The organism is Streptomyces sp. NPDC055962 (assembly GCF_042270185.1).
Classification (GTDB): domain Bacteria; phylum Actinomycetota; class Actinomycetes; order Streptomycetales; family Streptomycetaceae; genus Streptomyces.
On sequence record NZ_JBHJYN010000001.1, the window covers coordinates 499,432 to 522,399 of the forward strand.

At 72.5% G+C, this 22,968-nt stretch carries 19 protein-coding genes; 10 read left to right on the plus strand and 9 right to left on the minus strand.

Going from position 1 to position 22,968, the window contains the following annotated elements; genetic code table 11:
* Positions 1–3 precede the first annotated feature (3 nt).
* Positions 4–1,071: an amidase family protein gene (locus ACFC51_RS02185; RefSeq protein WP_376526575.1), complete on the plus strand. Its 1,068-nt coding sequence runs from the start codon at positions 4–6 to the stop codon at positions 1,069–1,071.
* Between the two features lie 233 nt (positions 1,072–1,304).
* On the opposite strand, the gene ACFC51_RS02190 is transcribed toward ACFC51_RS02185, so the two are convergent.
* Together ACFC51_RS02190 and ACFC51_RS02195 are read right to left on the minus strand one after the other, a co-directional pair.
* Complete coding sequence (locus ACFC51_RS02190; RefSeq protein WP_376526577.1) at positions 1,305–2,225, minus strand: ADP-ribosylglycohydrolase family protein; 921 nt, start codon at positions 2,223–2,225, stop codon at positions 1,305–1,307.
* Positions 2,226–2,376: 151 nt separating this feature from the next.
* Complete coding sequence (locus ACFC51_RS02195; RefSeq protein ID WP_376373858.1) at positions 2,377–3,486, minus strand: ferritin-like domain-containing protein; 1,110 nt, start codon at positions 3,484–3,486, stop codon at positions 2,377–2,379.
* 189 nt (positions 3,487–3,675) lie between these two features.
* Here ACFC51_RS02195 and ACFC51_RS02200 point away from each other — a divergent pair, with 189 nt between their 5' ends.
* From ACFC51_RS02200 to ACFC51_RS02220, 5 genes are all read left to right on the plus strand, one after another.
* Positions 3,676–4,611: a diiron oxygenase gene (locus ACFC51_RS02200; protein WP_376373861.1), complete on the plus strand. Its 936-nt coding sequence runs from the start codon at positions 3,676–3,678 to the stop codon at positions 4,609–4,611.
* Between the two features lie 74 nt (positions 4,612–4,685).
* Positions 4,686–5,447 (plus strand): TetR/AcrR family transcriptional regulator, encoded by a 762-nt coding sequence (locus ACFC51_RS02205; protein ID WP_376373864.1) that lies wholly within the window; start codon positions 4,686–4,688, stop codon positions 5,445–5,447.
* Positions 5,448–5,471: 24 nt separating this feature from the next.
* Positions 5,472–5,747, plus strand: a complete 276-nt coding sequence (locus tag ACFC51_RS02210; protein ID WP_099174502.1) for a hypothetical protein — start codon at positions 5,472–5,474, stop codon at positions 5,745–5,747.
* A gap of 71 nt (positions 5,748–5,818) precedes the next feature.
* Positions 5,819–8,422 (plus strand): PQQ-binding-like beta-propeller repeat protein, encoded by a 2,604-nt coding sequence (locus ACFC51_RS02215; protein ID WP_376526580.1) that lies wholly within the window; start codon positions 5,819–5,821, stop codon positions 8,420–8,422.
* 152 nt (positions 8,423–8,574) lie between these two features.
* Positions 8,575–9,741 carry a C40 family peptidase gene (locus ACFC51_RS02220; protein ID WP_376526583.1) on the plus strand — a complete coding sequence of 389 codons (1,167 nt, stop codon included), beginning with the start codon at positions 8,575–8,577 and terminating at the stop codon, positions 9,739–9,741.
* Positions 9,742–9,811: 70 nt separating this feature from the next.
* Here the strand turns inward: ACFC51_RS02220 and ACFC51_RS02225 are convergent, their stop codons facing one another.
* The 5 genes from ACFC51_RS02225 to ACFC51_RS02245 are packed head-to-tail and all read right to left on the minus strand — an operon-like array spanning position 9,812 to position 15,492.
* Positions 9,812–11,053, minus strand: coding sequence for a styrene monooxygenase/indole monooxygenase family protein (locus ACFC51_RS02225; protein WP_376378970.1), 1,242 nt, complete (start codon positions 11,051–11,053; stop codon positions 9,812–9,814).
* A gap of 36 nt (positions 11,054–11,089) precedes the next feature.
* Positions 11,090–11,740 (minus strand): ATP/GTP-binding protein, encoded by a 651-nt coding sequence (locus ACFC51_RS02230; RefSeq protein ID WP_376526585.1) that lies wholly within the window; start codon positions 11,738–11,740, stop codon positions 11,090–11,092.
* Positions 11,721–12,134, minus strand: coding sequence for a DUF742 domain-containing protein (locus tag ACFC51_RS02235; RefSeq protein ID WP_103513691.1), 414 nt, complete (start codon positions 12,132–12,134; stop codon positions 11,721–11,723). Before ACFC51_RS02235 ends, ACFC51_RS02230 begins: the two co-directional genes overlap by 20 nt.
* Positions 12,131–12,610: a roadblock/LC7 domain-containing protein gene (locus tag ACFC51_RS02240; protein ID WP_376378976.1), complete on the minus strand. Its 480-nt coding sequence runs from the start codon at positions 12,608–12,610 to the stop codon at positions 12,131–12,133. The genes ACFC51_RS02235 and ACFC51_RS02240 overlap by 4 nt, the downstream gene beginning before the upstream one ends.
* Entirely contained in the window at positions 12,607–15,492 is a 2,886-nt protein-coding gene (locus tag ACFC51_RS02245; RefSeq protein ID WP_376526588.1) for a nitrate- and nitrite sensing domain-containing protein, read from the minus strand. The genes ACFC51_RS02240 and ACFC51_RS02245 overlap by 4 nt, the downstream gene beginning before the upstream one ends.
* Before the next feature lie 372 nt (positions 15,493–15,864).
* On the opposite strand from ACFC51_RS02245, the gene ACFC51_RS02250 reads away from it, so the two are divergent.
* Positions 15,865–16,650, plus strand: a complete 786-nt coding sequence (locus ACFC51_RS02250) for a protein phosphatase 2C domain-containing protein (RefSeq protein WP_376378982.1) — start codon at positions 15,865–15,867, stop codon at positions 16,648–16,650.
* A gap of 20 nt (positions 16,651–16,670) precedes the next feature.
* Here the strand turns inward: ACFC51_RS02250 and ACFC51_RS02255 are convergent, their stop codons facing one another.
* Positions 16,671–17,168: a MarR family winged helix-turn-helix transcriptional regulator gene (locus ACFC51_RS02255; protein ID WP_376378985.1), complete on the minus strand. Its 498-nt coding sequence runs from the start codon at positions 17,166–17,168 to the stop codon at positions 16,671–16,673.
* A gap of 248 nt (positions 17,169–17,416) precedes the next feature.
* Between ACFC51_RS02255 and ACFC51_RS02260 the strand changes: the two genes are divergently transcribed.
* Positions 17,417–18,259, plus strand: coding sequence for a lysozyme (locus tag ACFC51_RS02260; RefSeq protein WP_376526591.1), 843 nt, complete (start codon positions 17,417–17,419; stop codon positions 18,257–18,259).
* A 167-nt stretch (positions 18,260–18,426) separates the two neighbouring features.
* Positions 18,427–19,191 carry a polysaccharide deacetylase family protein gene (locus ACFC51_RS02265; RefSeq protein WP_376527047.1) on the plus strand — a complete coding sequence of 255 codons (765 nt, stop codon included), beginning with the start codon at positions 18,427–18,429 and terminating at the stop codon, positions 19,189–19,191.
* Positions 19,192–19,323: 132 nt separating this feature from the next.
* Here ACFC51_RS02265 and lon read toward each other — a convergent pair whose 3' ends face one another.
* Positions 19,324–21,753 (minus strand): endopeptidase La, encoded by a 2,430-nt coding sequence (gene lon, locus ACFC51_RS02270; RefSeq protein ID WP_376378991.1) that lies wholly within the window; start codon positions 21,751–21,753, stop codon positions 19,324–19,326.
* A gap of 353 nt (positions 21,754–22,106) precedes the next feature.
* Here lon and ACFC51_RS02275 point away from each other — a divergent pair, with 353 nt between their 5' ends.
* On the plus strand, positions 22,107–22,790 hold the full coding sequence (locus ACFC51_RS02275) for a spermidine synthase (protein WP_376378994.1): 684 nt from the start codon (positions 22,107–22,109) through the stop codon (positions 22,788–22,790).
* Positions 22,791–22,968 lie beyond the last annotated feature (178 nt).

Genomic DNA, 22,968 nt, shown 5'->3' on the forward strand with positions numbered 1-22,968 from the left:
TCCATGACATCGGCTCTGGCGACGGCCCTCGGACGGATCGACCGGCTCGACCCGGACCTGTGCGCGTTCACCGAGGTGTGGCACGAGGAGGCACGGTCCCGGGAGGCAGACGCGTCCCGCCTCCCGCTCGCCGGACTGCCGTTCGCCGTGAAGGGACGCGCGGGCATCCGCTCGTACACGGCACGCCGTCTGATCGCCGCGGGCGGGATCCCGGTCGGTGCGACCTCGGTGCCCGGCCCGGGCACCGGGTGGCAGACCTGGGGCCGGGGGGCGCACGGCCGTACGGTCAACCCCTGGTGCCGCGACCGGACTCCGGGCGGCTCCTCCGCGGGCTCCGCGGTGGCCGTCGCGGCAGGCATGGTCGACGTGGCCACGGGCAGCGACGGCGCCGGGTCGGTGCGGATCCCGGCGGCGTGGTGCGGGGTGTTCGGTCTGCGGACGACGAGGGGGCTGCTGCCCTCCCCCGACCGTACGGGCCTCGCGTCCGCGGGCCTGCTGGCGAGCTCCGCCGGGCTCGCGGAGACCTGTCTGAGCCATGTCCTGGACGGATATGTGCCGAGACCCGCGCGCCTCCCCGTTCCCGCCGTGTTCAGCCCGGATCTCGGATTCGCCCGCGTCGACCCGGAGGTGGCGGAGGTGACACGGGCCGCGGTGGGCCGGCTGGTGGCGGCGGGAGCCGTACGCCTGGTGCCGGCCCCCTGCACACTGCTGGATCCGGCCGAGGCCTGGCTCGCGGTGCGCGGAGGGACCCGGACCCCGTCCTCGGAGCGGCTGCGGGAGGCCAACGACCGGACCCTCGACGCCCTCTTCGCCCGGACGCCCTTGCTGCTCACCCCGGTCACACCCAACCGGCCGCACGGCCACGACGGGCCGGGTGACGTCTACTCCACCGCGCTCACGTGGGCCTTCAACCTCAGCGGGCATCCGGCGGCGAGCCTGCCGGCCGGGCTCACCCCGGACGGCTGCCCGGCCGGGCTCCAGCTGGTGGCAGACCGGGGGCAGGACGCCGAACTGCTCGGCGCCGCCCGCGCGCTGGAGCGCCATCTCCCCCGGTCCCGGCCGGTCGGCTGACGGATCTCCGCGCGCACCACCGGCGTCCCGCCGGCCGACGTCGCCAGGTCGACGGGGCGACGGCCTCGCCGCCGTCCGACTCGGCGGCCCCCTCCAGGATCGCGGCCGGGGGTGAACTCCTCCTCCGGCCGCCAGGGTCTTCGGCACCACGGGCCTGTGCGTGGTGCCGGGAACGCCAGGTCCGTGCACCTGTCGGCCGGTTCCGGGGAATCCGCCCGGTCAGGCCCGCCCGGTCACCAGGGATCGCTCCGCGGCCGCCCCCATCGGTCCAGCGGCTCCCTCCGCCGCCGCCACTCCGCGGGGACGCCCTCCATCCCGGTCCGGGCGCCGACGACGCCCCCGGTGATCGCGCAGGTCGTGTCCACGTCTCCGAAGCCCTCGGCCGTCGACCACAGGGCCGCTTCCAGGTCGTCCGGATGCCGGGCGGCGGTCCACAGCGCGAACGGCACCGTGTCGTCGGCCCTGATCCGCCGCCCGTTGCCCAGGAGATCGGCGGCCCTCCAGGGTTCCGTCGTGAAGGGCACCTCGGCAGCACGGAGCACGCCCTCGCGCACGAGCCCCTCCGGCGTACGCCCGGCGACGGCCTCCAGGGTGAACTCCCCGCGCACCGAGAGCGCCGCGGCGACCGCCACCGCCACCGCGCCGGCGACGCCCTCCGGGTGGGCGTGGGTGACGACCGCGGAGAGCGCGGCCTGTTCGGCGACGTGGCCGAGGTCCGCGTGGAAGCGGGCCCCGAGCGGCGCAACCCGCATCGCCGCGCCGTTGCCGAGGCTGCCGCCCTCGAAGAGTCCGGGCGCCAGCGTGCGCCAGTCGGCCGGCGAGGTCAGCAGCTCCGGCAGCAGGATGTGCATGCCGTGCCCGTACCCGCGGGCACGGTCCGCCTCGAAGGCCAGGGCGAAGTACAGGGCGAGCCGGTCCTGTACGACCTCCCCGTGCTCGTCCAGCACCCGTTGCAGGGCGAGCGCCAGCGCGGTGTCGTCGGTCCAGTGCCACTCGGGCTCGTGCGGGGTCCGGCGCGCGCGGACCTCGGCGTACGCCTGCCGGGGCGGCCGGAAGAGCGGGAACCAGCGTTCCCCGAAGGCGTCACCGAGCGCGAGCGCCTCGAGGCTGCGGCGCGCGGCCGCCGTGTCCCCGCCGGTGGAGGTCGAGTTCATGCCTCCCATCCTGCCCGGGTGGCCCGGAGGCGCACATCCCCTTTCTCCGTGCACGGGCGCCGCACGCGCCGGGCCCCGCAGGCGTCCGGCGCCGCGCGCCCCGGGGGTGCTCACTCGGAGGCACTCGACCGGGGTGCACTCCCGGGCGCGCTCACCCGGGGGTGCCGCCATCCGCTATCGCGTCGGCGACCTCCGCGACCCGCGCCTGCTCCTCCACGGCGAAGCGGTCCCGGTCCAGTTGCTCGGCGATCTCCTCGTCCTGGGCCATCAGCAGGTCCAGATTCGAGTCGCCCAGCTCGAACACGCCCATGTCGACGTAGGCCTTCTGGAGCCGCTCGCCCCAGAGGCCGATGTCCTTGACGCAGGGGACGATCCGGCTGAACAACAGCTTGCGGAAGAGCTGGAGGTACTCCGAGTGCTCGGAGAGGTCCTTGGCCTCCTGCTTGCCGATGCCGAAGTTCTCCAGGACCTCGACACCGCTGAGGCGGTCGCGCATCAGGTAGCAGCCCTCGATGACGAACTCCTCGCGCTCGCGCAGTTCGGCGTCGCTCAGCTGCTTGTAGTAGTCGCGCAGCGCCATCCGGCCGAAGGCCACGTGCCGGGCCTCGTCCTGCATGACGTAGGCGAGGATCTGCTTCGGCAGCGGCTTGGTGGTGGTGTCGCGGATCATTCCGAACGCGGCCAGTGCCAGCCCTTCGATGAGGACCTGCATACCGAGGTAGGGCATGTCCCAGCGGGAGTCACGGAGAGTGTCGCCGAGCAGCCCCTGGAGGTTGTCGTTGACCGGGTAGAGCATCCCGATCTTCTCGTGCAGGAAGCGTCCGTAGATCTCCGCGTGCCGGGCCTCGTCCATCGTCTGGGTCGCGGAGTAGAACTTCGCGTCCAGGTCGGGGACGGACTCCACGATCCGGGCGGCGCAGACCATCGCCCCCTGCTCGCCGTGCAGGAACTGGCTGAACTGCCAGGAGGTGTAGTGCTTGCGCAGCTCGCCGCGGTCCCGCTCGGTCATCTTCGCCCAGTGCGGGGTGCCGTAGAGGGTGAGGGCCTCGTCCGGGGTGCCGAGCGGGTCGGCGGGATCGACCTCCAGGCTCCAGTCGATGCGCTTGTTGCCGTCCCACTGCTTGTCCTTGCCCTTCTGGTACAGGGCGAGGAGGCGTTCGCGGCCGTCGTCGTAGTCCCAGTTGAACCGGGCCGCCCCTGTGGCGGGGACCTGCCACGTGGGTGCGGTGGGTGCGGTGGTGTAGAGGTCGTGTGTCGACACGGACAGCTCCTTCGCCTGGCGAGGATCGTACGTTCCGTGGTGCTGACGTCAGTTGGCAGGTTCACACGTTGGTAGACGCGCGGTCAACAAGTCGCGCACAAGGGATTGACTGTCTTGCTGACAGGCAGTCTCATATGGGTGACCGCCAACCTGACCGCCGGTAACCCCATGTGCGAGGTGCCTTCAGCCATGACGACAGTGACCGACCAGGACATCCAGGCGCTGCGCGATGCCCTCGGCCCCCTCAAGGACCGCGAACAGGTCGCCGTCCGCCTTCTGGAGGCCTCGGCCAAGCACTCCTTCGACCCGGACACCGAGCTGGACTGGGATTCGGCCGTCGAGGACGGCAAGTGGTTCTGGCCCCCGGAGCTGGTCTCCCTCTACGACACCCCGCTGTGGCGGAAGATGTCGCAGGAGCAGCGGATGGAACTGGCCCGGCACGAGGCGGCGTCGCTGGCCTCGCTCGGGATCTGGTTCGAGATCATCCTGATGCAGCTCCTCGTCCGGCACATCTACGACAAGTCCGTGACCAGCAAGCACGTCCGGTACGCCCTCACGGAGATAGCCGACGAGTGCCGGCACTCCATGATGTTCGCCCGCATGATCGAGTGGGGCGGGGCACCCAGCTATCCGGTCCCCCGGCGCTACCACAACCTGGCACGGGTACTGAAGACCATCTCCACCACCCCAGGTTCCTTCGCCGCGACTCTGCTGGGCGAGGAGATCCTGGACTGGATGCAGCGGCTCACCTTCCCCGACGAGCGCGTCCAGTCGCTGGTGCGCGGGGTGACCCGCATCCACGTCGTCGAGGAGGCCCGGCACGTGCGCTACGCCCGGGAGGAGCTGCGGCGCCAGATGGTCACCGCGCCGCACTGGGAGCGCCGTCTCACCCGGCTCAACTGCGGGGAGGCGGCCCGGGTCTTCTCCGTCTGCTTCGTCAACCCGCAGGTCTACGACAACGTGGGTCTGGACCGCCACGAGGCCGTCGCCCAGGTGAAGGCGAGCGGCCACCGGGCGGAGGTCATGCAGACGGGGGCGAAGCGGCTGACGGACTTCTTCGACGACATCGGTGTGCTCAACGGGGTGGGACGCAGGCTGTGGAAGAGCTCGGGTCTGCTGGCCTGAGGCCGCCTCCTTCGCGCGTACCGGCCCGCGCGACGCCGCCCCCTCACGCGCCGGCCCGCCGTAGGCTTCGGGGTATGACCTCCGCCCCCGCAGCACCGCCGGCCCGCGCGTACCGACGGCTCGGTGTCGAGGAGCGCCGCGCCCAACTGCTCGGCGCGGCGCTCACCCTCTTCGCCCACCGGGCACCGGACGACGTCTCCATCGACGAGGTGGCGGCGGCGGCCGGTGTCTCCCGGCCCCTGGTCTACCGCTACTTCCCGGGCGGCAGGCAGCAGTTGTACGAGGCCGCTCTCGGGTCGGCCGCCGAGCAGCTGACGCTCTGCTTCGCCGAACCCGCGGTCGGGCCGCCCACCGAGCGCGTGAGCCGGGTCCTGGACCGCTACCTCGGCTTCGTCGACCAGCACGACGCCGGTTTCAGCGCGTTGCTGCGCGGAGGGAGCGTGGCCGAGACCTCGCGTACGTCGACGATCGTGGACGGCGTGCGCCGGTCGGCGGCCGAGCAGATCCTGCTCCACCTCGGGCGCGGCGGCGGCCCGGGACAGGAACCCGCCGGGCCGCGCCTGCGGATGATGGTGCGCACCTGGATCGCGGCCGTGGAGGCCGCGTCCCTGATCTGGCTGGACGAGGGGAAGCAGCCCGGCCCCGCCGACCTGCGGGGCTGGCTCGTCGACCATCTGATGGCCCTGCTCGCGGCCACCGCCGCCTCGGACAAGGAGACGGAAGCCGTGGTGGCGGAGCTCCTGGGCAAGGAGACCGCGGACGGCCCCGCCGGCCGGCTCGCGACGCTGATCATCCCGGTCGCCGGCCGGGCCGCACACCTGCTGCCGCCGGACTGAGGGCTCCTGGGTGAGACTGGCACCGTGAAAAGCGAGAACACGCCCTTCCGCGGCGGCCCCCTGGACGGCCGGGTGCTGCCCGTCCTGCTCGGGCCGACCGGCCATCCGCCCAAGTGGTACGAGGTCCCGGTGCCGGCCGCCGACGGCGGCCCGGCCACCGTGTACGCGTACCGGCGTGCTCCGGCCGGCTATTCGAAGCGGCTCGGGCTCCAGCGCGGCTGGGTGTACGAGTACGCCCCCGGCGGACGGGAGCGTTTCACCCCCAAGTGGCCCTGGACCAGGCCCCGCAGCGGGTCCTGAGCCGCATCCGCGCGGGCGGCCGTAAGATCGGCGGTCAGGTGCCGAGGGCACGGTCACAAGGGGGGTGCGCCATGGAGGCGCTGCGTCAGGACGATCCACGCCGCTTCGGCCCGTACACGGCGCTGGCGCGCCTCCGCGAGAGCGCGAGTTCGGTGCACTTCCTGGCCCGCGGCGCGGACGGCGACGAGCTCGCCGTGGTGACCGCCGCACGGCCCGCCCTCGCCTCCGTACCCGCGTTCCGGCGCCGCTTCCGGTCCGAGGCCCGCACCGCCGAGCGCCTCGCGGGCCGCTGGGTCCAGCCGCCGCTCGCCGCGCCGGAGGACGAGGCCCTGTGGACCGCCGCCGCCTATGTGCCCGCGGTGACGCTCGCCGAGGCGATCGGCCTCGCCGGTCCGCTGCCCGAGCGTGCCGTGCGGATAATCGGTGCCGGGCTGGCCGAGACCCTCTCCCGGGTGCACGCCGCCGGGGCCGTGCTCCAGGGACTGGCGCCGGAGACGGTGCTGCTGGCCGAGGACGGGCCCCGGCTCGCTGCGTTCGGCCCCCTGGGTGCCGCGGCCTCCGCAGAGTCCCGGGAGAGCGGGCAGCTGTCGGTACGGCTCGGATATCTCACCCCGGAGCAGGTCGAGGGCAAGGAGGCGGGCCCGGCGTCGGACCTGTTCGTCCTGGGCCTGCTGCTTGCGTACGCGGCGACCGGGACCACCCCGCTCGCCGACGGGCCCGCCGACGAGGCCGCGGAGCGCATCGCGCACGGCTCGGCCGAACTGGGCTCGGTACCGGACGAGTTGCGTGATCTGATCGCGGACTGCCTCGCGAAGGATCCGGACGACCGGCCCGGTGCGGGAGCGGTGGCGGCGAAACTGGCGCTGGAGGGCGCCGCGGGGCTCGCCAAGGGCGGCTGGCTCCCCGGGCCCCTGTCGGCCGCGGTGACGGACCAGGGGGTCAGGGCCCGGTCCCTGGAGCCTCCGGTGGACCCGCCCCAGGACGCGGTTCCGGACCCGGTCCAGGACGCGGCTCCCGCGGACGGAGCGGGGGACGGCGGGGACGTCGGCGACGACAGCCGGACGACGCGATTCCTGGGAACCGGGGCGCGCTCACCGCAGTCCGACCGGGTGACGGCCCAGCTCGCCCTCCCCCGGGAAGCGACCGGATCCACTCCCCCGGGCCCCGCCGCAGCGGCGCTGCTCCCCGCCCTCGCTCCCGCACTCCCGCCCGTGCCCGTGCCTGCTCCCGCTTCCGCGCAGCCGTACCCGTACGCGTACCCGGCCGCCGCTCCCCAGGGGCCGCCCGCACCCGCCCCGCTGCCCCTGCCCGCCGCCGCACCGGCCGCACCGGCCGGTGGCGGAGGGGCCGGCCCGGTCACCGGGCGGCGGGCGCTGCTCACCGCCGTCGCCGCGGGCGCCGCCGGGCTGGTCCTGGGCGGAGCCGCGGTGGCCGCCCTCGGGCAGGACGACTCCGCCGCCGCGGACACCGACGACAAGCCGGCCGCCCGGCCCGGCCCCGCCGTCCCCGGCCGGGCCCCGGATCCCCGGTGGATCTACACCCACCCGGCGGCCTCACCGGCCCCGCTCACCGCGGGCGTCTGGCAGGACGAGCTCCTGGTGCTGACGGACGAGGCCCGGGCGACCGCCGTCGACCTGCGCACCGGGCGGAAGGTCTGGGAGCGTGCCGACGCGGCCGGTGCCCAGGAGGTCCTCCCGGCGGGTGAGGGCCTCTGCTTCCTGGCGAGCCCGACGGAGTTCCTCTGGCTGTCGGCGAAGGACGGGCGGATCGCGCACCGGGTGCGCTTCGCCGACCAGTTCACCGGCATGCCCGGCATGAAGGTCTCCACGCTCACCGGAGTGTCCGGCTCCGTGCTCTGGTTCACCGGGTCCCACACCGTCACCGAGAAGGCACCGAAGCCGAAGAAGGGCAAGAAGCCCGGCAAGGACAAGCAGGTCGTCAAGGCGTACCTCTTCGCGTACGACCTCGTGCGGCGCAAGGAACTCTGGCGCACCCCCGTCCCCGCCGGCCGGGCCCCCGGCACCCCGGTCCACCGTCTGACCGCCGTCAGGGACGCCGACATCGTCGTACGGCAGGACGCCGGCACGCTCACGCCCGCCGACGTGGCGGCGGCCAAGGGCAGGGCGACCTTCCGGTGCTTCGACCGCGCCACGGGAAAGCCGCTGTGGACCCGGCAGTTCGGCGCGGTCCCGCCGTCCGGATCGGCGGCCGGTGACGAGGCGGGGCGGCTGTACGCCGCGGTCGGCGACGACCTGCAGGCGTTCGGGACCGGCACCGGGAAGCCGGTCTGGACGCTCAACGGCACGGCGTCGTCCGTCTTCGGCACCCCCCTCCCTGCGGGGGAGGTGCTGCACACCACGAACCGCAACCAGGAGGTCGCCGCGGTCGAGAGCGCGACCGGCAGGCTGCTCTGGCGACGGTCCACCGAGGGTCCGCTCGGCACCTACGCGCCCTCCATCGCGCTCAGCGGCGGCGGGAAGACCCTGCTCGCGGCGGACACCACGCAGGTGACCGCCTTCGACGCGGCGGACGGCCGCCGGCTGTGGAAGTTCCAGGACATCGGGGTCCAGGACCCGAAGGGTGCGACCGTCACCGGGTGGTACCGGGTGCTGCCCGCCGGCAGGACCACCGTCGTACGGCGAGAACGGGCCTTCTACGCCTTCCCCGTGGAGTGACTCCCGGGGCGTCCTCCGTTCGGGGCACGCCCCGGACGGCGCGCGGGACGGTCCTTGCATCACTCCCGGCCGAGTGACCGGATGGTCGAGATCCGACCATTCGTGGGGTAATCCGATTAATCGGCATCACCCTTGTCACCGGAGGTGATGTCGTGTCAGGAAGACTCGCACGTACCCTCTGCACCGCGGCGCTGGCCGCGGTCGTCGCCGCCTCGCCCGCCTTCGCCGAACCTGCCGACCCGGGGTCGGCTCCGGCGGCCGGGCCGGACCCCGCCCCGGCCGCCGGAGCCGAGCCGCAGAGCGTGGCGGGACTGCTCGCGCAGCTGCAGACGCTCTACCGGAAGGCCGAGGAGGCCGGCGAGCTGTACAAGGGCACCGAGGACGAGCTGAAGAAGCGTACGGCCGCGGCCGGGAAGCTGCGCGCCGAGCTCGCCCGGGCGCGCAGGGCCCTGGACTCGGGCCGCCGTGACGCCGGGCGGCTGGCGCGGGACCAGTACCAGGGACGCACCGACTTCTCCGTCTATCTGCGCCTGCTGCTCGCCGAGGACCCGGCACGGGCCCTGGAGCAGAGCCATGTCATCGAGCGCGCCCAGGCCGGCCGGTCGGCGGTGGTCGACCGGCTGACCGGTGCGGAGAAGCACGCCGAGGAGCTGGCGGCCCGGTCCCGGACCGCCCAGGACCGGCAGCGGGCGCTGGCCGCGCAGCGGAAGAAGCAGCGCGACACCGTGGAGACACGGCTGAAGGGCATCGAGGCGATGCTCGCCTCGCTGTCCGCGGAGCAGCTCGCGGCCCTGTCGTCGCTGGAGAAGAAGAACGTCGGCGAGGCCCAGGACGCGCTGGCCGCCTCCGGAGCGCTCAGCTCTGCCCGGCCGCCGTCCGAGGAGGGCAGCGAGGCCGTGCGGTTCGCGGTCGGGCAGATCGGCAAGCCGTACGTCTGGGGCGCCGAGGGGCCGGACTCCTTCGACTGCTCCGGGCTCACCTCGCAGGCCTGGTCGGACGCGGGGCGGACCATCCCACGGACCTCGCAGGAGCAGTGGCGGGAGCTGCCGAGGATTCCGGTCGGCTCGCTGCGCCCCGGCGACCTGGTGGTCTACTTCCCGAAGGCGACGCACGTGGCGCTGTACATCGGCGACGGCCTCGTCGTCCAGGCCCCCAGGGCCGGGGCCTCGGTGAAGGTGTCCCCCCTGGCCTCCAACCCCCTGCTGGGTGCCGTACGCCCGGATCCGGACGGCGAGCCGCTGAGCGCGTACACCCTTCCGGAGCTGCCCGAGGACGCCGCCTCCGGGTCCGACACCGGGTACGACGCCCCGGACGCATGAGAACCGGGCCGCCCCGTCCGTCCCTGCCTGCGTGACGGATGTGGCGGCCCGGTTCCGGGGTGCGCGGACGTCAGCCCTGGGCGCCCGTGAGCGAGCCGAGGTACGCGTTCGTCTTCTCCGGCTCGAAGAAGAAGTTGTCGAAGTCCGCCGGGTTGTCGAACCCGTTGGCGAAGCGGTCGGCGGCCGGCTGGAGCTGGCCGGAGGCCCCGATCAGGTTCAGCACGTGCTCCGGCGGCGGGCCGAGCATCGCGTTCGTCCACTTCACGACGTGCTGCGTCTTCTCCCAGTGGCGCTCGAAGGTGGCCTCCATCCACTCCTCGTCGAACGGGCGGTCGCCGTGCTCGAGGATCGAGTGCAGGTAGGAGTGCGCGCACTTGGACGCGGTGTTGGAACCCTGACCGGTGATCGGGTCGTTGGCGACGACCACGTCCCCGACGCCGAGGACCAGACCACCGCCGGGCAGCCGCCCGACGGGCTTGCGGACGGTCGGGGCGTAACGGCCCGCCAGCGTGGCGTTGGCGTCCGTCAGCTCGACCTTGGTGGCGCGCGCGTACTCCCACGGGGTGTACGTCTCCATGAGCTCCAGCGTCTTGGCCAGGTGCTCCGACGGGTCCTTGATGCCCTGGAAGGCGTCGAGCGGACCGCCGGGGATGCCCTCCCAGAACAGGATGTCCGCGCGGCCCGAGGTCGTCAGGGTCGGCATGATGAAGAGCTCACCGACCCCGGGGACCAGGTTGCAGCGCACCGCGTCGAACTCGGGGTGCTCCGGGCGGGGGCCCAGACCGTGGACGTAGGCGACGGCCAGCGCGCGCTGCGGGGCGTCGAACGCCGAACGGGAGGCGTCCCGGCCGAACATGGAGACGAGCTCGCCCTTGCCGGCCGAGACCATCACCAGGTCGTAGGTGCGGGAGAAGTAGTCCAGGTCGGAGACGGCGGCACCGTGGATGACGAGCTGCCCGCCGCGCTGGGCGAACGTGTCCATCCAGCCGGCCATCTTCACGCGCTGGTCCACGGACTGCGCGTAGCCGTCGAGCTTGCCGACCCAGTCGATGACCCGTGAGGAGTCGGGGCCGGCGACCGAGACGCCCACACCCTCGATCCGCGGGGCCTGCGACTCCCAGAAGTTGAGCTGCAGGTCGCGCTCGTGCTGGAGGGCCGTGTGGAACATGCACTGCGTCGACATGACCCGGCCGGACCGGATCTCGTCCGCGGTGCGGTTGGACATCAGGGTGACTTCGTACCCGCTGGACTGCAGTCCGAGGGCCAGCTGGAGACCGGACTGGCCGGCTCCGACTATGAGTATCTTCCGCATCGCGGTTCTCCGTTACGTGTGCTGGGTGCGTCCGTCTTACTCGGGGGCGACGTCGAGTGCGTGGCCCACCAGGGCGAGCAGCGACTCGACGACCGTGATCCTCTTACGCGCATCCATGATCACAACAGGCACGTGCGGGGGCACGGTCAGGGCCTCCCTGACGTCGTCCTCCTCGTAACCGGTCGTCCCCTCGAAGTGGTTGACCGCCACGATGTAGGGGAGGCCGCAGCTCTCGAAGTAGTCGAGCGCCGCGAAGCAGTCGGCGAGCCGCCGGGTGTCGGCCAGGACGACCGCGCCGATCGCGCCGCGCACGAGGTCGTCCCACATGAACCAGAATCGCTGCTGACCGGGGGTGCCGAAGACGTACAGGACGAGGTCGTCGTCCAGTGTCAGGCGGCCGAAGTCCATCGCGACCGTCGTGGTGACCTTGTCGGGGGTCGCCGTGAGGTCGTCGGTCTCCTCGCTGGCCTGCGTCATCAGCGCTTCGGTCTGCAGCGGGGTTATCTCGGAGACCGATCCGACGAACGTCGTCTTGCCCACGCCGAAGCCGCCCGCGACCACGATCTTGGTCGCGATCGGTGCGCGCGTGTGGTCGAGCTGCCAGGCCTGGACCGACTCACCGGGCCCGTCCTGCGGCCCCCGCTGACGCGGAGTGAAGAGCGGCGCCTCAGAGACGGCGGAGTCCATTGAGCACCCTTTCGAGCAGCGCGCGGTCGGGCTGGCCGGTGCCGTGACCGGTTCCGTACACGCGGATCTTTCCTTGGTCGGCCAAGTCGCTGAGCAGCACCCGGACCACGCCGAGCGGCATCTTCAGCAGGGCCGAGATCTCCGCGACCGTACGCATACGGCGGCAGAGTTCGACGATGGCGTGCAGCTCGGGCATGACCCGCGAGGCGAGGTTGCCGTTCGTGAGCTCGCGGCGCTCCTCGGGAGCGTCCAGCGCGGCGACGAAGGTCTCGACGAGCAGGACGTGCCCGAAGCGGGTGCGGCCGCCGGTGAGGGAGTACGGACGGACCCGAGCGGCCTTCCGGTCGGCACCCCGGACGGGGAGTTTTCGTACGGGTTCAGCAGCTGACGTCACTGGGTGCTCTCCATCGATTTGCGCAGCTCACTGCGGAGTTCGGGGGTGAGTACGTGTCCGGCACGGCCGACGAAGAGCGCCATGTGGTAGGCGATGACGCTCATGTCGCAGTCGGGGGTGGCGTGCACACCGAGCAGGGAGCCGTCACTGATCGACATGACGAAGACGCTGCCCTCGTCCATCGCGACCATGGTCTGCTTGACGCCACCGCCGTCCATCAGCTTGGCGGCGCCGATGGTGAGGGACCCGATGCCGGAGACGATGGTGGCGAGATCGGCACTGGAGCCCCTGGGACCCGTCTGCCGTCCTGCCGCCTTGGCCGTCGCGAGACCGGGGTCCGAGGAGAGCAGCATCAGCCCGTCGGACGAGACGACGGTGACCGAGTGGACCCCTGGCACCTCCTCCACGAGATTGCTCAGCAACCAGTGAAGGTTCCGGGCCTCGGTGCTCAGCCCGAATGTGCTGGGCGCAGTCAACTGCGTGCCTCCTCGACTGTGTCCCCCGTCTCATCGATTCGACCGTCGGTACGGTCGTGGTCGGTCTGTGGGCCGCTGTCGGCGATCTCCGCCTCGACATCGCGGCGGCCGTCCTTCGCACCCTGGTGGAAGCCGCCGAGCCGGCGGCGCAGGGCCTCCTTGTCCAGGGTGCCCTTCCGCTCGGTGACCGGGGCCGCCGGAGGTGCGGAGATCTTCGGGGTGCGCTTGGGCAGCCCCTTGTCGGTGAGGCGCTCGGGCGAGGGCGCCGGGTCGGGCACCTCCTCGCCGAGTCCGGTCAGCGGCTGCCGGGGGCCCGGCACGGCCTCGGCAGCCGGGTCGGAAGCGGGGGCCGGAGCAGGGGCGGGGGCCGTGGCGGGGCTGGTGTCCGCGGCGCGCTCGTGGCGGTCGGGCCCGATGGCGTAGGGGCTCGGCGCGTCCTTCTGTGCGGGGAGCCGGACCTGCATGGTGGTCTCGGCGTCGGACTCCTCGCCGGCCGCGGGCTCCTCGTCGGCCGCGGGCCCGGGCCGGGCGGCGGCGGGCGCGGGCGCCTCGTGGACCACGGCCTCGGCGGGTGCCGGGGCGGGCCCCGGCACCGCTGCCTCCGTCGCCGCGGGCTCCGTGCCGGCCGCCTGGAGGGTCCGCTCGGCTGCCGCGATCAGCGGATCCCCTGCCGGGAGGGCCGAACGGGTCGGCAGCGCGTTGGAGTTGGCCTCGGCGACCGATCCGGGGAGGTTCAGGGTGGGCGCGTCGCCCGGCAGCGTGACGGGCGGCGGGGACGCGGTGGGCGGTGCCTTGGGCAGCAGCGCCTGGGGAAGGACGACGACCGCGGTCACCCCGCTCCCCTTCTGCTCGCGCAACTGCACCCGTACGCCGTGGCGGGCCGCCAGCAGCGAGGTCACCTGAAGACCCAGCCCGGCCCCGTCGGCGGCCTGTTCGCCCGCTTCGAAGGACGCCGGGTCGGCCAGCCTGGCATTGAGTTCACTCATCCGGACCGCCGACATGCCGATGCCCTCGTCCTGCACGGAGAGCATCACCTCCCCGGTCTCCAGCAGCCAGCCGGAGAGCTCGACATGGGAGTCGGGCGGGGAGAAGGACGTCGCGTTCTCCAGGAGTTCGGCGACGAGGTGGCTCAGGTCGTCGGCGGCGAAGCCCGCGACCTGGGCGTGCGGCGGCAGGGACTGGATGGTCACCCGCTCGTACCGCTCGATCTCGCTGACCGCGGCGCGCAGTACATCGACGAGCGGGATCGGACCCGCGTGGCCCTGGTTGTGATCGGTGCCGGCGAGGACCAGCATGTTCTCGCTGTGGCGCCGCATGACCGTGGCCATGTGGTCCAGCTTGAAGAGGGTCGCGAGGCGCTCGGGGTCCTGCTCGCGCTCCTCCAGGCCCTCGATGACGCCCAGCTGCCGCTCGACCAGGCCGAGGGTCCGCAGCGACAGGTTGACGAAGGTGTGGTGGACCGTGTTCCGCAGCCGCTCCAGCTGTCCGGAGAGTTCCGCCACCCGGACCTGGAGTTCGGCCCGCTGGAGCGTGAGGGCCTCGCGGCCCGCGATCAGCTCGCCCCGCTCGGTCTCCATGCTCCCGAGCCGGCCGGTGACGTCGTTGTGCAGCCCGTGCAGCTTGCCGTGCAGGGCGTTGATGGACCGTACGACCTGGGCGAACTCGTCGTTGCGCCCGGTGTAGCGGACCGGTTCGGCGGTCTCGGGTTCGGCCGCGATCCGGCCGGCGCCGATCCGCAGGACGGCGAGCGGCTGGGTGAGGGTGCGGGCGACGGCCGTGGAGACACCGACGGCGATCAGCAGGCAGCCGCCGAGCAGGGCGAGCCTGAGCTCCAGTGCGGTGACGTCGTCGTCCCGCAGCCCTTCCAGTCGCGCGACCTGTGCGGTGCCCAGCGCGGACTCGACCGAGCGCATGCGGTCGATCCGCGCGGAGAGCGCGGCCTCGACCTTCTCGGGGTCGGCCGCGCGGTCCTCGTCGGACAGCTCGGGGCGGTCGGTGAACCGGGTGAGGTACTTCTCGGCACGGGTGACCTCGGGGCCGGTGACCGTGGAGGAGAGCTTGTCGCGGGCGGTGGGCCCGGCGGACTGGTCGAACTCGGCGAGGGAGGCGAGCTCGCGCACCCGGGCCTGCTGGGCGGCGGCGCTCAGCTCGTCGCGGTCGCGGTCGTCCTCGTCGCCGCCCGTGTCCTGGCCCTGGACGGGCAGGCCGGTGAACGGGTCGATCTGCTGCTGGGGCGGCTCCGAGCCGGGCACGGCGAGCGCGGCCAGGAGGAGTCCCCTGGTGGCGGAGGCCTGTTCGACCGCGCCACCGAGCGCGAGCGGCGCGCGGGTGGCGTCGGCGGCGCGCGGCGGGGTCTTCTCGGCGAGCTCGTCGGCGAGGTCGTGGAGCTTCGCGATGACCTCGGAGTAGGCCTGGTAGGCCTCCATGGCCGAGCCCTTGCCGGTGAGGGCGGTCCGGCGGAGCGACGGGATCTCGGCGAGGTCCCGGCGCAGTGCTGCCGGGGCGGCCTCCCTGATCTCGTCGGCCTGCTGGTCGACGCGGGCCGCGGGCCCGGTGGTGCCGTCCTCGGCGTCCTTGTCCTCACGGCCGCCCGCGATGTGGGCGGTGACCTGGTCGCGCTCGTCCGCGAGGGAGTGCGCGAGGGTGATGGCCTGCTGGTTCAGCTCGGCGAGCGTGACCAGCCGCTGGGACTCGTTGAGATCGGAGGACGCGCCGAGGGCCGCCGGGGCTCCCGCCGCGATGACGGTGATCCCCACGACGGCGACGCCGGCGACGAGCCGGCTGCGTACCCGTACGGTCCGCTTGGAGGCACCCGCAGCCTGAGGCACCGCCCCGGACTCCTCGCGCGTGCTGTCCTTGCTCCGAGGCCGCTTCTTCTGCACCGGTGCTCGCAATCTTGACTCGTCCGCCCTTGAAGCAGAGGTGACGCGCAGTCACGTGAATGGGCACCCCGCCCTGGTGGGCGCCGTACGGCTTCCGACCATTCCAGCGCTTTTGGGAGGGGGGCCGCGCATCAACCGCTCCGCCACTCGAACGAGTGAACATCACTCCGGAGTTGGCGAACAAGTCTCCCCACAGGCGGCTCCAGGCATGCGCGGACCACCGGGTGGAACTTCGGGCCAGGCTTTGGCAGTATGCCCGCCCGCATATGCACAAGGCCCTGGATTCCTTGCCCCGTGGCCATTCTGACCTGCCGCGACGGCCCAACCCCGGGATCGTGCAGGCGCCGTGAAGGCATCGTGCAGACTGGCTGAATGCGCATCGAACTCGCCACCGAGCCGGGCGGCCCCGAACGCCCCAACGAGGACTGGGTATCGGCCCTGGCCCCTGCGGAAGGCCGGGGTGGCGCCCTCGTCCTGCTGGACGGCGTGACGCCTCCCCCCGGCAGCGACGGCTGTGTGCACTCGGTTCCGTGGTTCACGGCGCGGCTCGGGGGCGCGCTGGCCGAACTGTCCGCTTCGCGGAGGGATCTGACACTCACCGAGATCCTCGCGGCGTCCATCCGGCGCACCGCCGACACGCACCGTTCCCTGTGTGACCTTTCTCACCCCCGTACGCCTCAGGCGACCGTGGTCCTGGCGCGTTGGGACGACGAGAGGGTCGAGCACCTGGTGCTCTCCGACTCGGCCCTGCTCGTCGAGGGGCCCGACGGCACGGTCAGACCGCTGCTCGACGACCGCCTCGACCGGCTGCCGCCGGGCTCGCTCGCCTCGGCGGAGATCGCGGACGCCCACGTGCGGAACAAGGAGGGCGGCTTCTTCACGGCCGCCGCCGACCCCCTGGTGGCGTCACGCGCGGTGACCGGCGAGACCCCCCGGGCGGAGGTCAGGGCGCTGGCGGCGCTGACCGACGGGGCGAGCCGCTGGACGGAGAAGTTCCGGGAGGGTGACTGGACGGCCACCCTGGGGGTGCTGCGCGAGGCGGGACCTCAGGGGCTGATCGACCGCGTCAGGGAGTTGGAGCGGGCCGACACCGAGCGCGTGCACCTGCGCAGCAGCAAGACCCATGACGACGCGACGGCGGTCCTCGTCGAGCTGTAGCCGCTCCACCCCGGCGCTCCTCACTCCTCGGCGCGCTCGTTGAAGTGGTGCAGCAGGCGGGCCAGTTCCGCGACCTCGGTCCGGTCCCAGCCGGCGAGCTTCCGGGCGTAGCGGCCGCGTCGCGCGTCACGGACGCTGCGGAAACGCGCGAGGCCCTCGTCGGTGAGGTGGACCAGGGAGGCGCGGGCGTCCGCGGGGTCGGCCTCGCGCGCCACCAGACCGAGCCCCTCCAGGGCCCGCAGCTGACGGCTCATGGTCGCCTTGCCGACCCCGAAGTAGGCGGCGAGGTCCGTGGCGCGCTGACGCCCGGCGGACTCCAGCCGCACGAGGAGCCCGTAGGCCGCGGCTTCCAGATCCGGATGGACCTCGCGGGCCATCTCCCCCGAAGTGGCCCGCGCACGGCGCAGGAAGACAGCCAGCTCGCGCTCCAGCGCGAGGAACTCATGGTCCACACCGCTTCCGGCCGTCACACCGGGTTCACTGCCGCTTCCACTCACGTGCACGTCAGTACCCCTCATACGCTTTCCCGCCGATGAAATTTTCTTCCGACTCCGGTCATCGCCGCAGCTGGGCCAGTATTTCGCAGGCGTAGACCTCCGGCGGCGGCCAGGGGCCCTTCCGGGCACGGGTCCACGCGCGTAGCTTCGTGAGCGCCGTGGGTGGCGTGTGCACATCACACGCCCGCACCACGGTGCACGCATCGCAGGAGTGTCCCGCACCCGCTCCTGGGCCATGAGCTCCCCCACCGAGCCCTCGGAGGCACGCAATGCCCGTGCACAGATCCGGAACCGCTTCGTCCCACCGCCCCCGCACCCTCGCGACGGGCACTCTCCTCGCCGCTCTCGCCCTCCTGCTCGCCCTGCCCGGACCGGCCTCCGGGGCCGCCACCGCGGCCGTCCCCGAAAGGGGTACGGCGAGGATGGGCCAGGGCGTGATCGCGCACGACGGCCAGGGGAGCGGCTCCCCGACCGGTCCGGCCGCGGTGCAGACCGAGGGCGTGGACGTCAGCAGCCACCAGGGAGACGTCGCCTGGCCGACCCTGTGGAACAGCGGCGTGAAGTGGGCCTACGTGAAGGCCACCGAGGGGACGTACTACCGGAACACGTACTTCACGCAGCAGTACACGGGCTCCTACGGCGTCGGGATGGTCCGGGGCACCTACCACTTCGCCACCCCGGACACGACCGGCGGAGCGGCCCAGGCCGACTACTTCGTGGACAACGGGGGCGGCTGGTCCAGGGACGGCAGGACCCTGCCCGGCGTACTGGACATCGAGTGGAACCCCTACGGCGCCCAGTGCTACGGCAAGACCCAGGCCGGCATGGTCGCCTGGATCCGCGACTTCGTGAACACCTACAAGGCGCGCACCGGACGCGACCCGGTGATCTACACCGCGACCAGCTGGTGGAAGGACTGCACGGGGAACCATGCGGGATTCGGCGCCACCAACCCGCTCTGGGTGGCCCGTTACAACACCACGGTCGGCGAACTCCCGGCCGGCTGGAGCTACTACACGATGTGGCAGTACACGTCGTCGGGCCCGACGGTCGGCGACCACAACCACTTCAACGGGGCGCTCGACCGCGTGGTGGCGCTCGCGAACGGCTGAGGACACGGACCGCACCACCGAGCCCCGGCGACCGACCCCAGGTCACCGGGGCTCGCTTCCGCCCGCCACCCCACTATGCACCGCGCGTATACGCACTATGTATAGTCGCGGCGTGCCACACCACCGGTGTGCGGCCGAGCCTTGGGGAGTGACGCGCTGTGTCTGTTGTGCCCGAAAAGACGACGCTCTTCGGCGCGGGGTTGGCCGCCGCCCTCGTGACGGTCCTCACACTGACGCTCAGCGGATGCTCGATGGAGACCACGGCCCCCGGATCCGCCCGCGCCGACGCCGCGTCCGACGCCAAGGGCGCGTTCGGACCGGTGGACTGCCGCAAGGCCAAGTGCATCGCGCTGACCTTCGACGCGGGGCCCGCGAAGGACACACCGCACCTCCTGGACGTCCTCAAGGAGAAGAAGGTGCCGGCCACGTTCTTCCTGCTGGGGAAGAACCACGTGCTCAAGCACCCGGACACGGTGCGGCGCATCGCGGCCGAGGGGCACGAGGTCGCCAACCACACCTGGTCGCACCAGATCCTGACGGGGCGGAAGCCCGACGAGATACGGGCCGAACTGGAGCGGACCCAGCTGGCGATCGAGGGGATCACCGGGAAGAAGCCCCGGCTGATGCGCCCTCCGCAGGGCCGCACCGACGACACCGTCTCCGGGATCTGCGAGGAGCTCGGACTCTCCCAGGTCCTGTGGAGCGCGACCGCCAAGGACTACTCCACGAACGACTCCGCGCTGATCAGGAAGCGGATACTCGACCAGGCCGGCAAGGACGGGATCATCCTGCTGCACGACATCTACAAGGGGACGGTGCCCGCGGTGCCGGGCATCATCGACGCCCTGAGGAAGCAGGGCTTCACCTTCGTCACCGTCCCCCAGTTGATGGCTCCGGCGGAGCCCCGGCCCGGGACGGTCTACCGTCCCTGACCACCCGTGTCCCCGGCCGCCGGGCTCGTAGCGGACCGTCCTGCCCGCACGCGGACGGTCCGCCCTCCCGGAGGAGGACGGACCGTCCGTACCGGCCGTCGGCGTGGTGCCGCGCCCGTCACTGCGTGACGCCTACGCGGCGGCCGGGAGCCTGTCCCTCACCTCGGTCGAGGCCGGGGCGAGCGCGATCTCCAGCACCTGGCGCACATCGGTCACCGGGTGGACCTCCAGCGTGTCGAGGACCTCGGCCGGGACGTCGTCCAGGTCGGCCTCGTTGCGCTGGGGGATCACCACGGTGGTGATGCCCGCGCGGTGGGCGGCCAGCAGCTTCTGCTTCAGGCCACCGATCGGCAGCACCCGGCCGGTCAGCGAGACCTCGCCGGTCATGGCCACGTCCGTACGGACCAGCCGTCCGGAGAGCAGCGAGGCCAGCGCGGTCGTCAGGGTGATGCCGGCGCTCGGGCCGTCCTTGGGGACCGCGCCCGCGGGGAAGTGGATGTGCACGCCCCGGTCCTTGAGGTCCGCGACCGGAAGCTCCAGCTCAGCGCCGTGCGAGCGCAGGAAGCTCAGCGCGATCTGCGCGGACTCCTTCATGACGTCGCCCAGCTGACCGGTCAGGGTCAGCCCCGAGGCGCCGGTCTCCGGATCGGCCAGCGACGCCTCGACGAACAGCACGTCGCCGCCGGCTCCCGTCACCGCGAGCCCGGTGGCCACACCGGGCACCGCGGTCCGGCGCTCGGCCGGGTCCTGCGCGGACTCGGGCACGTGGTGCGGCCGCCCGATCAGCGCCCGCAGGTCCTGCTCGGACACCGTGGCCGGGAGCTCGCGCTCACCCAGTTCGTGCTGGGCCGCGACCTTGCGGAGCAGCCGTGCGACGGCCCGCTCCAGGTTCCGCACCCCGGCCTCCCGGGTGTACTCGCCCGCCAGCTTGCGCAGCGCGGACTCGTCGAGTCCCACCTCGTCCTTCTCCAGACCCGCCCGCTCCAGCTGGCGCGGGAGCAGGTGGTCCCGGGCGATGACGACCTTCTCGTCCTCGGTGTACCCGTCCAGGGTGACCAGCTCCATGCGGTCGAGCAGGGCCTCCGGGATGGATTCGAGGACGTTGGCCGTGGCCAGGAACACGACGTCGCTGAGGTCGAGTTCGACCTCCAGGTAGTGATCCCGGAAGGTGTGGTTCTGCGCCGGGTCGAGCACTTCGAGCAGCGCTGCCGCGGGGTCGCCGCGGAAGTCCGAGCCGACCTTGTCGATCTCGTCGAGGAGGACGACCGGGTTCATCGAACCGGCCTCCTTGATCGCCCGGACGATGCGCCCCGGGAGCGCGCCGACGTACGTACGCCGGTGGCCCCGGATCTCGGCCTCGTCCCGGACCCCGCCGAGCGCGACCCGGACGAACGTGCGCCCCATGGCGTGCGCGACGCTCTCCCCGAGGGAGGTCTTGCCCACGCCGGGCGGGCCGACCAGGGCCAGCACCGCGCCGCCGCGCCGGCCGCCGACCACGCCGAGACCGCGGTCCGCACGGCGCTTGCGCACCGCGAGGTACTCGGTGATGCGCTCCTTCACGTCCTGCAGACCCGCGTGTTCGGCGTCGAGGACCTCCTGGGCGCCGCGGATGTCGTAGGCGTCCTCGGTCCGCTCGGTCCAGGGGAGCTCCAGGACGGTGTCCAGCCAGGTCCGGATCCAGGACCCCTCGGGGCTCTGGTCGGAGGAGCGCTCCAGCTTCTCGACCTCCTTGAGAGCCGCCTCGCGGACGTGTTCGGGGAGGTCCGCCGCCTCGACGCGCGCCCGGTAGTCGCCGGACTCGTCCTCCGGATCGCCGTTGAGCTCGGAGAGCTCCTTGCGCACGGCGTCGAGCTGGCGCCGCAGCAGGAACTCGCGCTGCTGCTTGTCGACACCCTCCTGGACGTCCTTGGCGATGGACTCGGCGACGTCCTGTTCGGCGAGGTGCTCGCCGAGCCACTGGACGGCCAGCTTCAGACGGGCGACCGCGTCCGCGGTCTCCAGCAGCTGGACCTTCTGGGCCGTGGTGAGGAAGGGCGAGTAACCGGAATTGTCGGCGAGGGCGGAGAGGTCCTCGATCTGCTGGACCCGGTCGACGACCTGCCAGGCACCGCGCTTCTTCAGCCAGCTGGTCGCGAGGGCCTTGTACTCCTTGGCGAGCTCGGCGGCCGAGCCCGGCAGGGGGTCGGGGAGCGCCACCTCGATCCGGGTGCCCTCCACCCAGAGGGCGTTGCCGGGACCGCTGGTCCCTGCGCCGATCCGGACCCGGTCACGCGCCCGGATCAAGGCGCCCGGATCGCCGTCCGACAGGCGTCCGACCTGTTCGACGGTGCCCAGCACGCCGGTCCCCGTGTAGTTCCCGTCGATGCGCGGCACGAGCAGCACCTCGGGCTTGCCGTCCCCGGGCCGCGCGACGGCCTGCGCGGCCTCCACGGCTGCGCGCACCTCCGCGTCCGACAGGTCGAGCGGCACCACCATTCCGGGCAGCACGACCTCGTCGTCCAGCGGCAGCACGGGCAGGTCGATCGGCGTGGACGCCTTGGACGCGTTGGACTCTGCAGTCATGATCTCCCCTTCGGCAGGCAAGTTGAGCTATGTGGACTCAATGCTTGTGAGCCTCCACATGTTCCCCGGACGGTGTTCGCTCTCAGCGATCGCTCACCCCACCGGCCCTGCCTGCCCCGGTCCACGGCCGCCCCAGGGGCCTGCCGCAGCCACCCGCTCCTACCGCAGCGCCCCGCCGGACGCGGTCATTCCCGGTGCCTCCGTGCGCGCCGCGGTGCGCACCGTACGCCGGTGCGCACAGGACTCCCCGCCGGGTGACACTCCGGGAAACGGGTGGCCCGGAGCGGCGGGGCCGAGGAAGGATGGGCCGCCGGAGGAAGCCCCACCCCCTGCCGGAGACCGGAGACCGCGCCATGCCCGCCACAGACGCCCACAGCCCCGTCGTCCTCGACCGGCGCGAAGGCCCGTTCGGCGAAGTAGTCCTGCGTGAGCGCGGCGACGACTTCGAGATCATCGCCAACGGGTGCTTCCTGATGGACACCTCCGACGGGCGCTCCGAGCGGCTCCTCGTCGACGCGGCACTCGCCGCCCTGCCCGCCGGACGGCCTGACCCGTCGGTGCTGATCGGCGGGCTCGGCGTCGGGTTCTCCCTCGTGCGCGCGGCCGACGAGCCGCGCTGGGGCCGCATCTCGGTCGTCGAGCGGGAGCAGGCCGTCGTGGACTGGCACCTCGACGGACCGCTCGGCCGGATCTCCGGAGCGGCGCTGGCCGATCCGCGCACCGAGATCCTCCGCGCGGACCTCGTGACCCACCTCCACACGACCACGGAGCGTTACGACGCACTGTGCCTGGACATCGACAACGGCCCCGACTGGACCGTCACCGAGGACAACGGAGGCCTCTATTCGCCCACCGGTCTCGCGGCCTGCCGGGAGCGCCTGACGCCCGGCGGAGTCCTCGCGGTCTGGTCCGCGCAGCCCTCCCCGGAGTTCGGCGAAGCTTTGCGGAATGCCGGATTCCACGCAGTAAGGACCGAAGAAGTAGCGGTTGCCCGAGGTGTTCCGGACGTGGTCCATCTCGCACTCCGCGGCGACTGAACCCCCACCCGGTATCCGCATCCCGTTCCTGCCACGGGCCGGGCACCACAACTCCGCCGATCCGTCTGCTTTCCGCGGGTAACACCTTCACGACGGACAACACCCTGCGTAGCCGGGAGGCGTCCTCTGCCTTTACGCTGCTGACCGGCACAAGGGATCACCGACGAAATCCACAAGC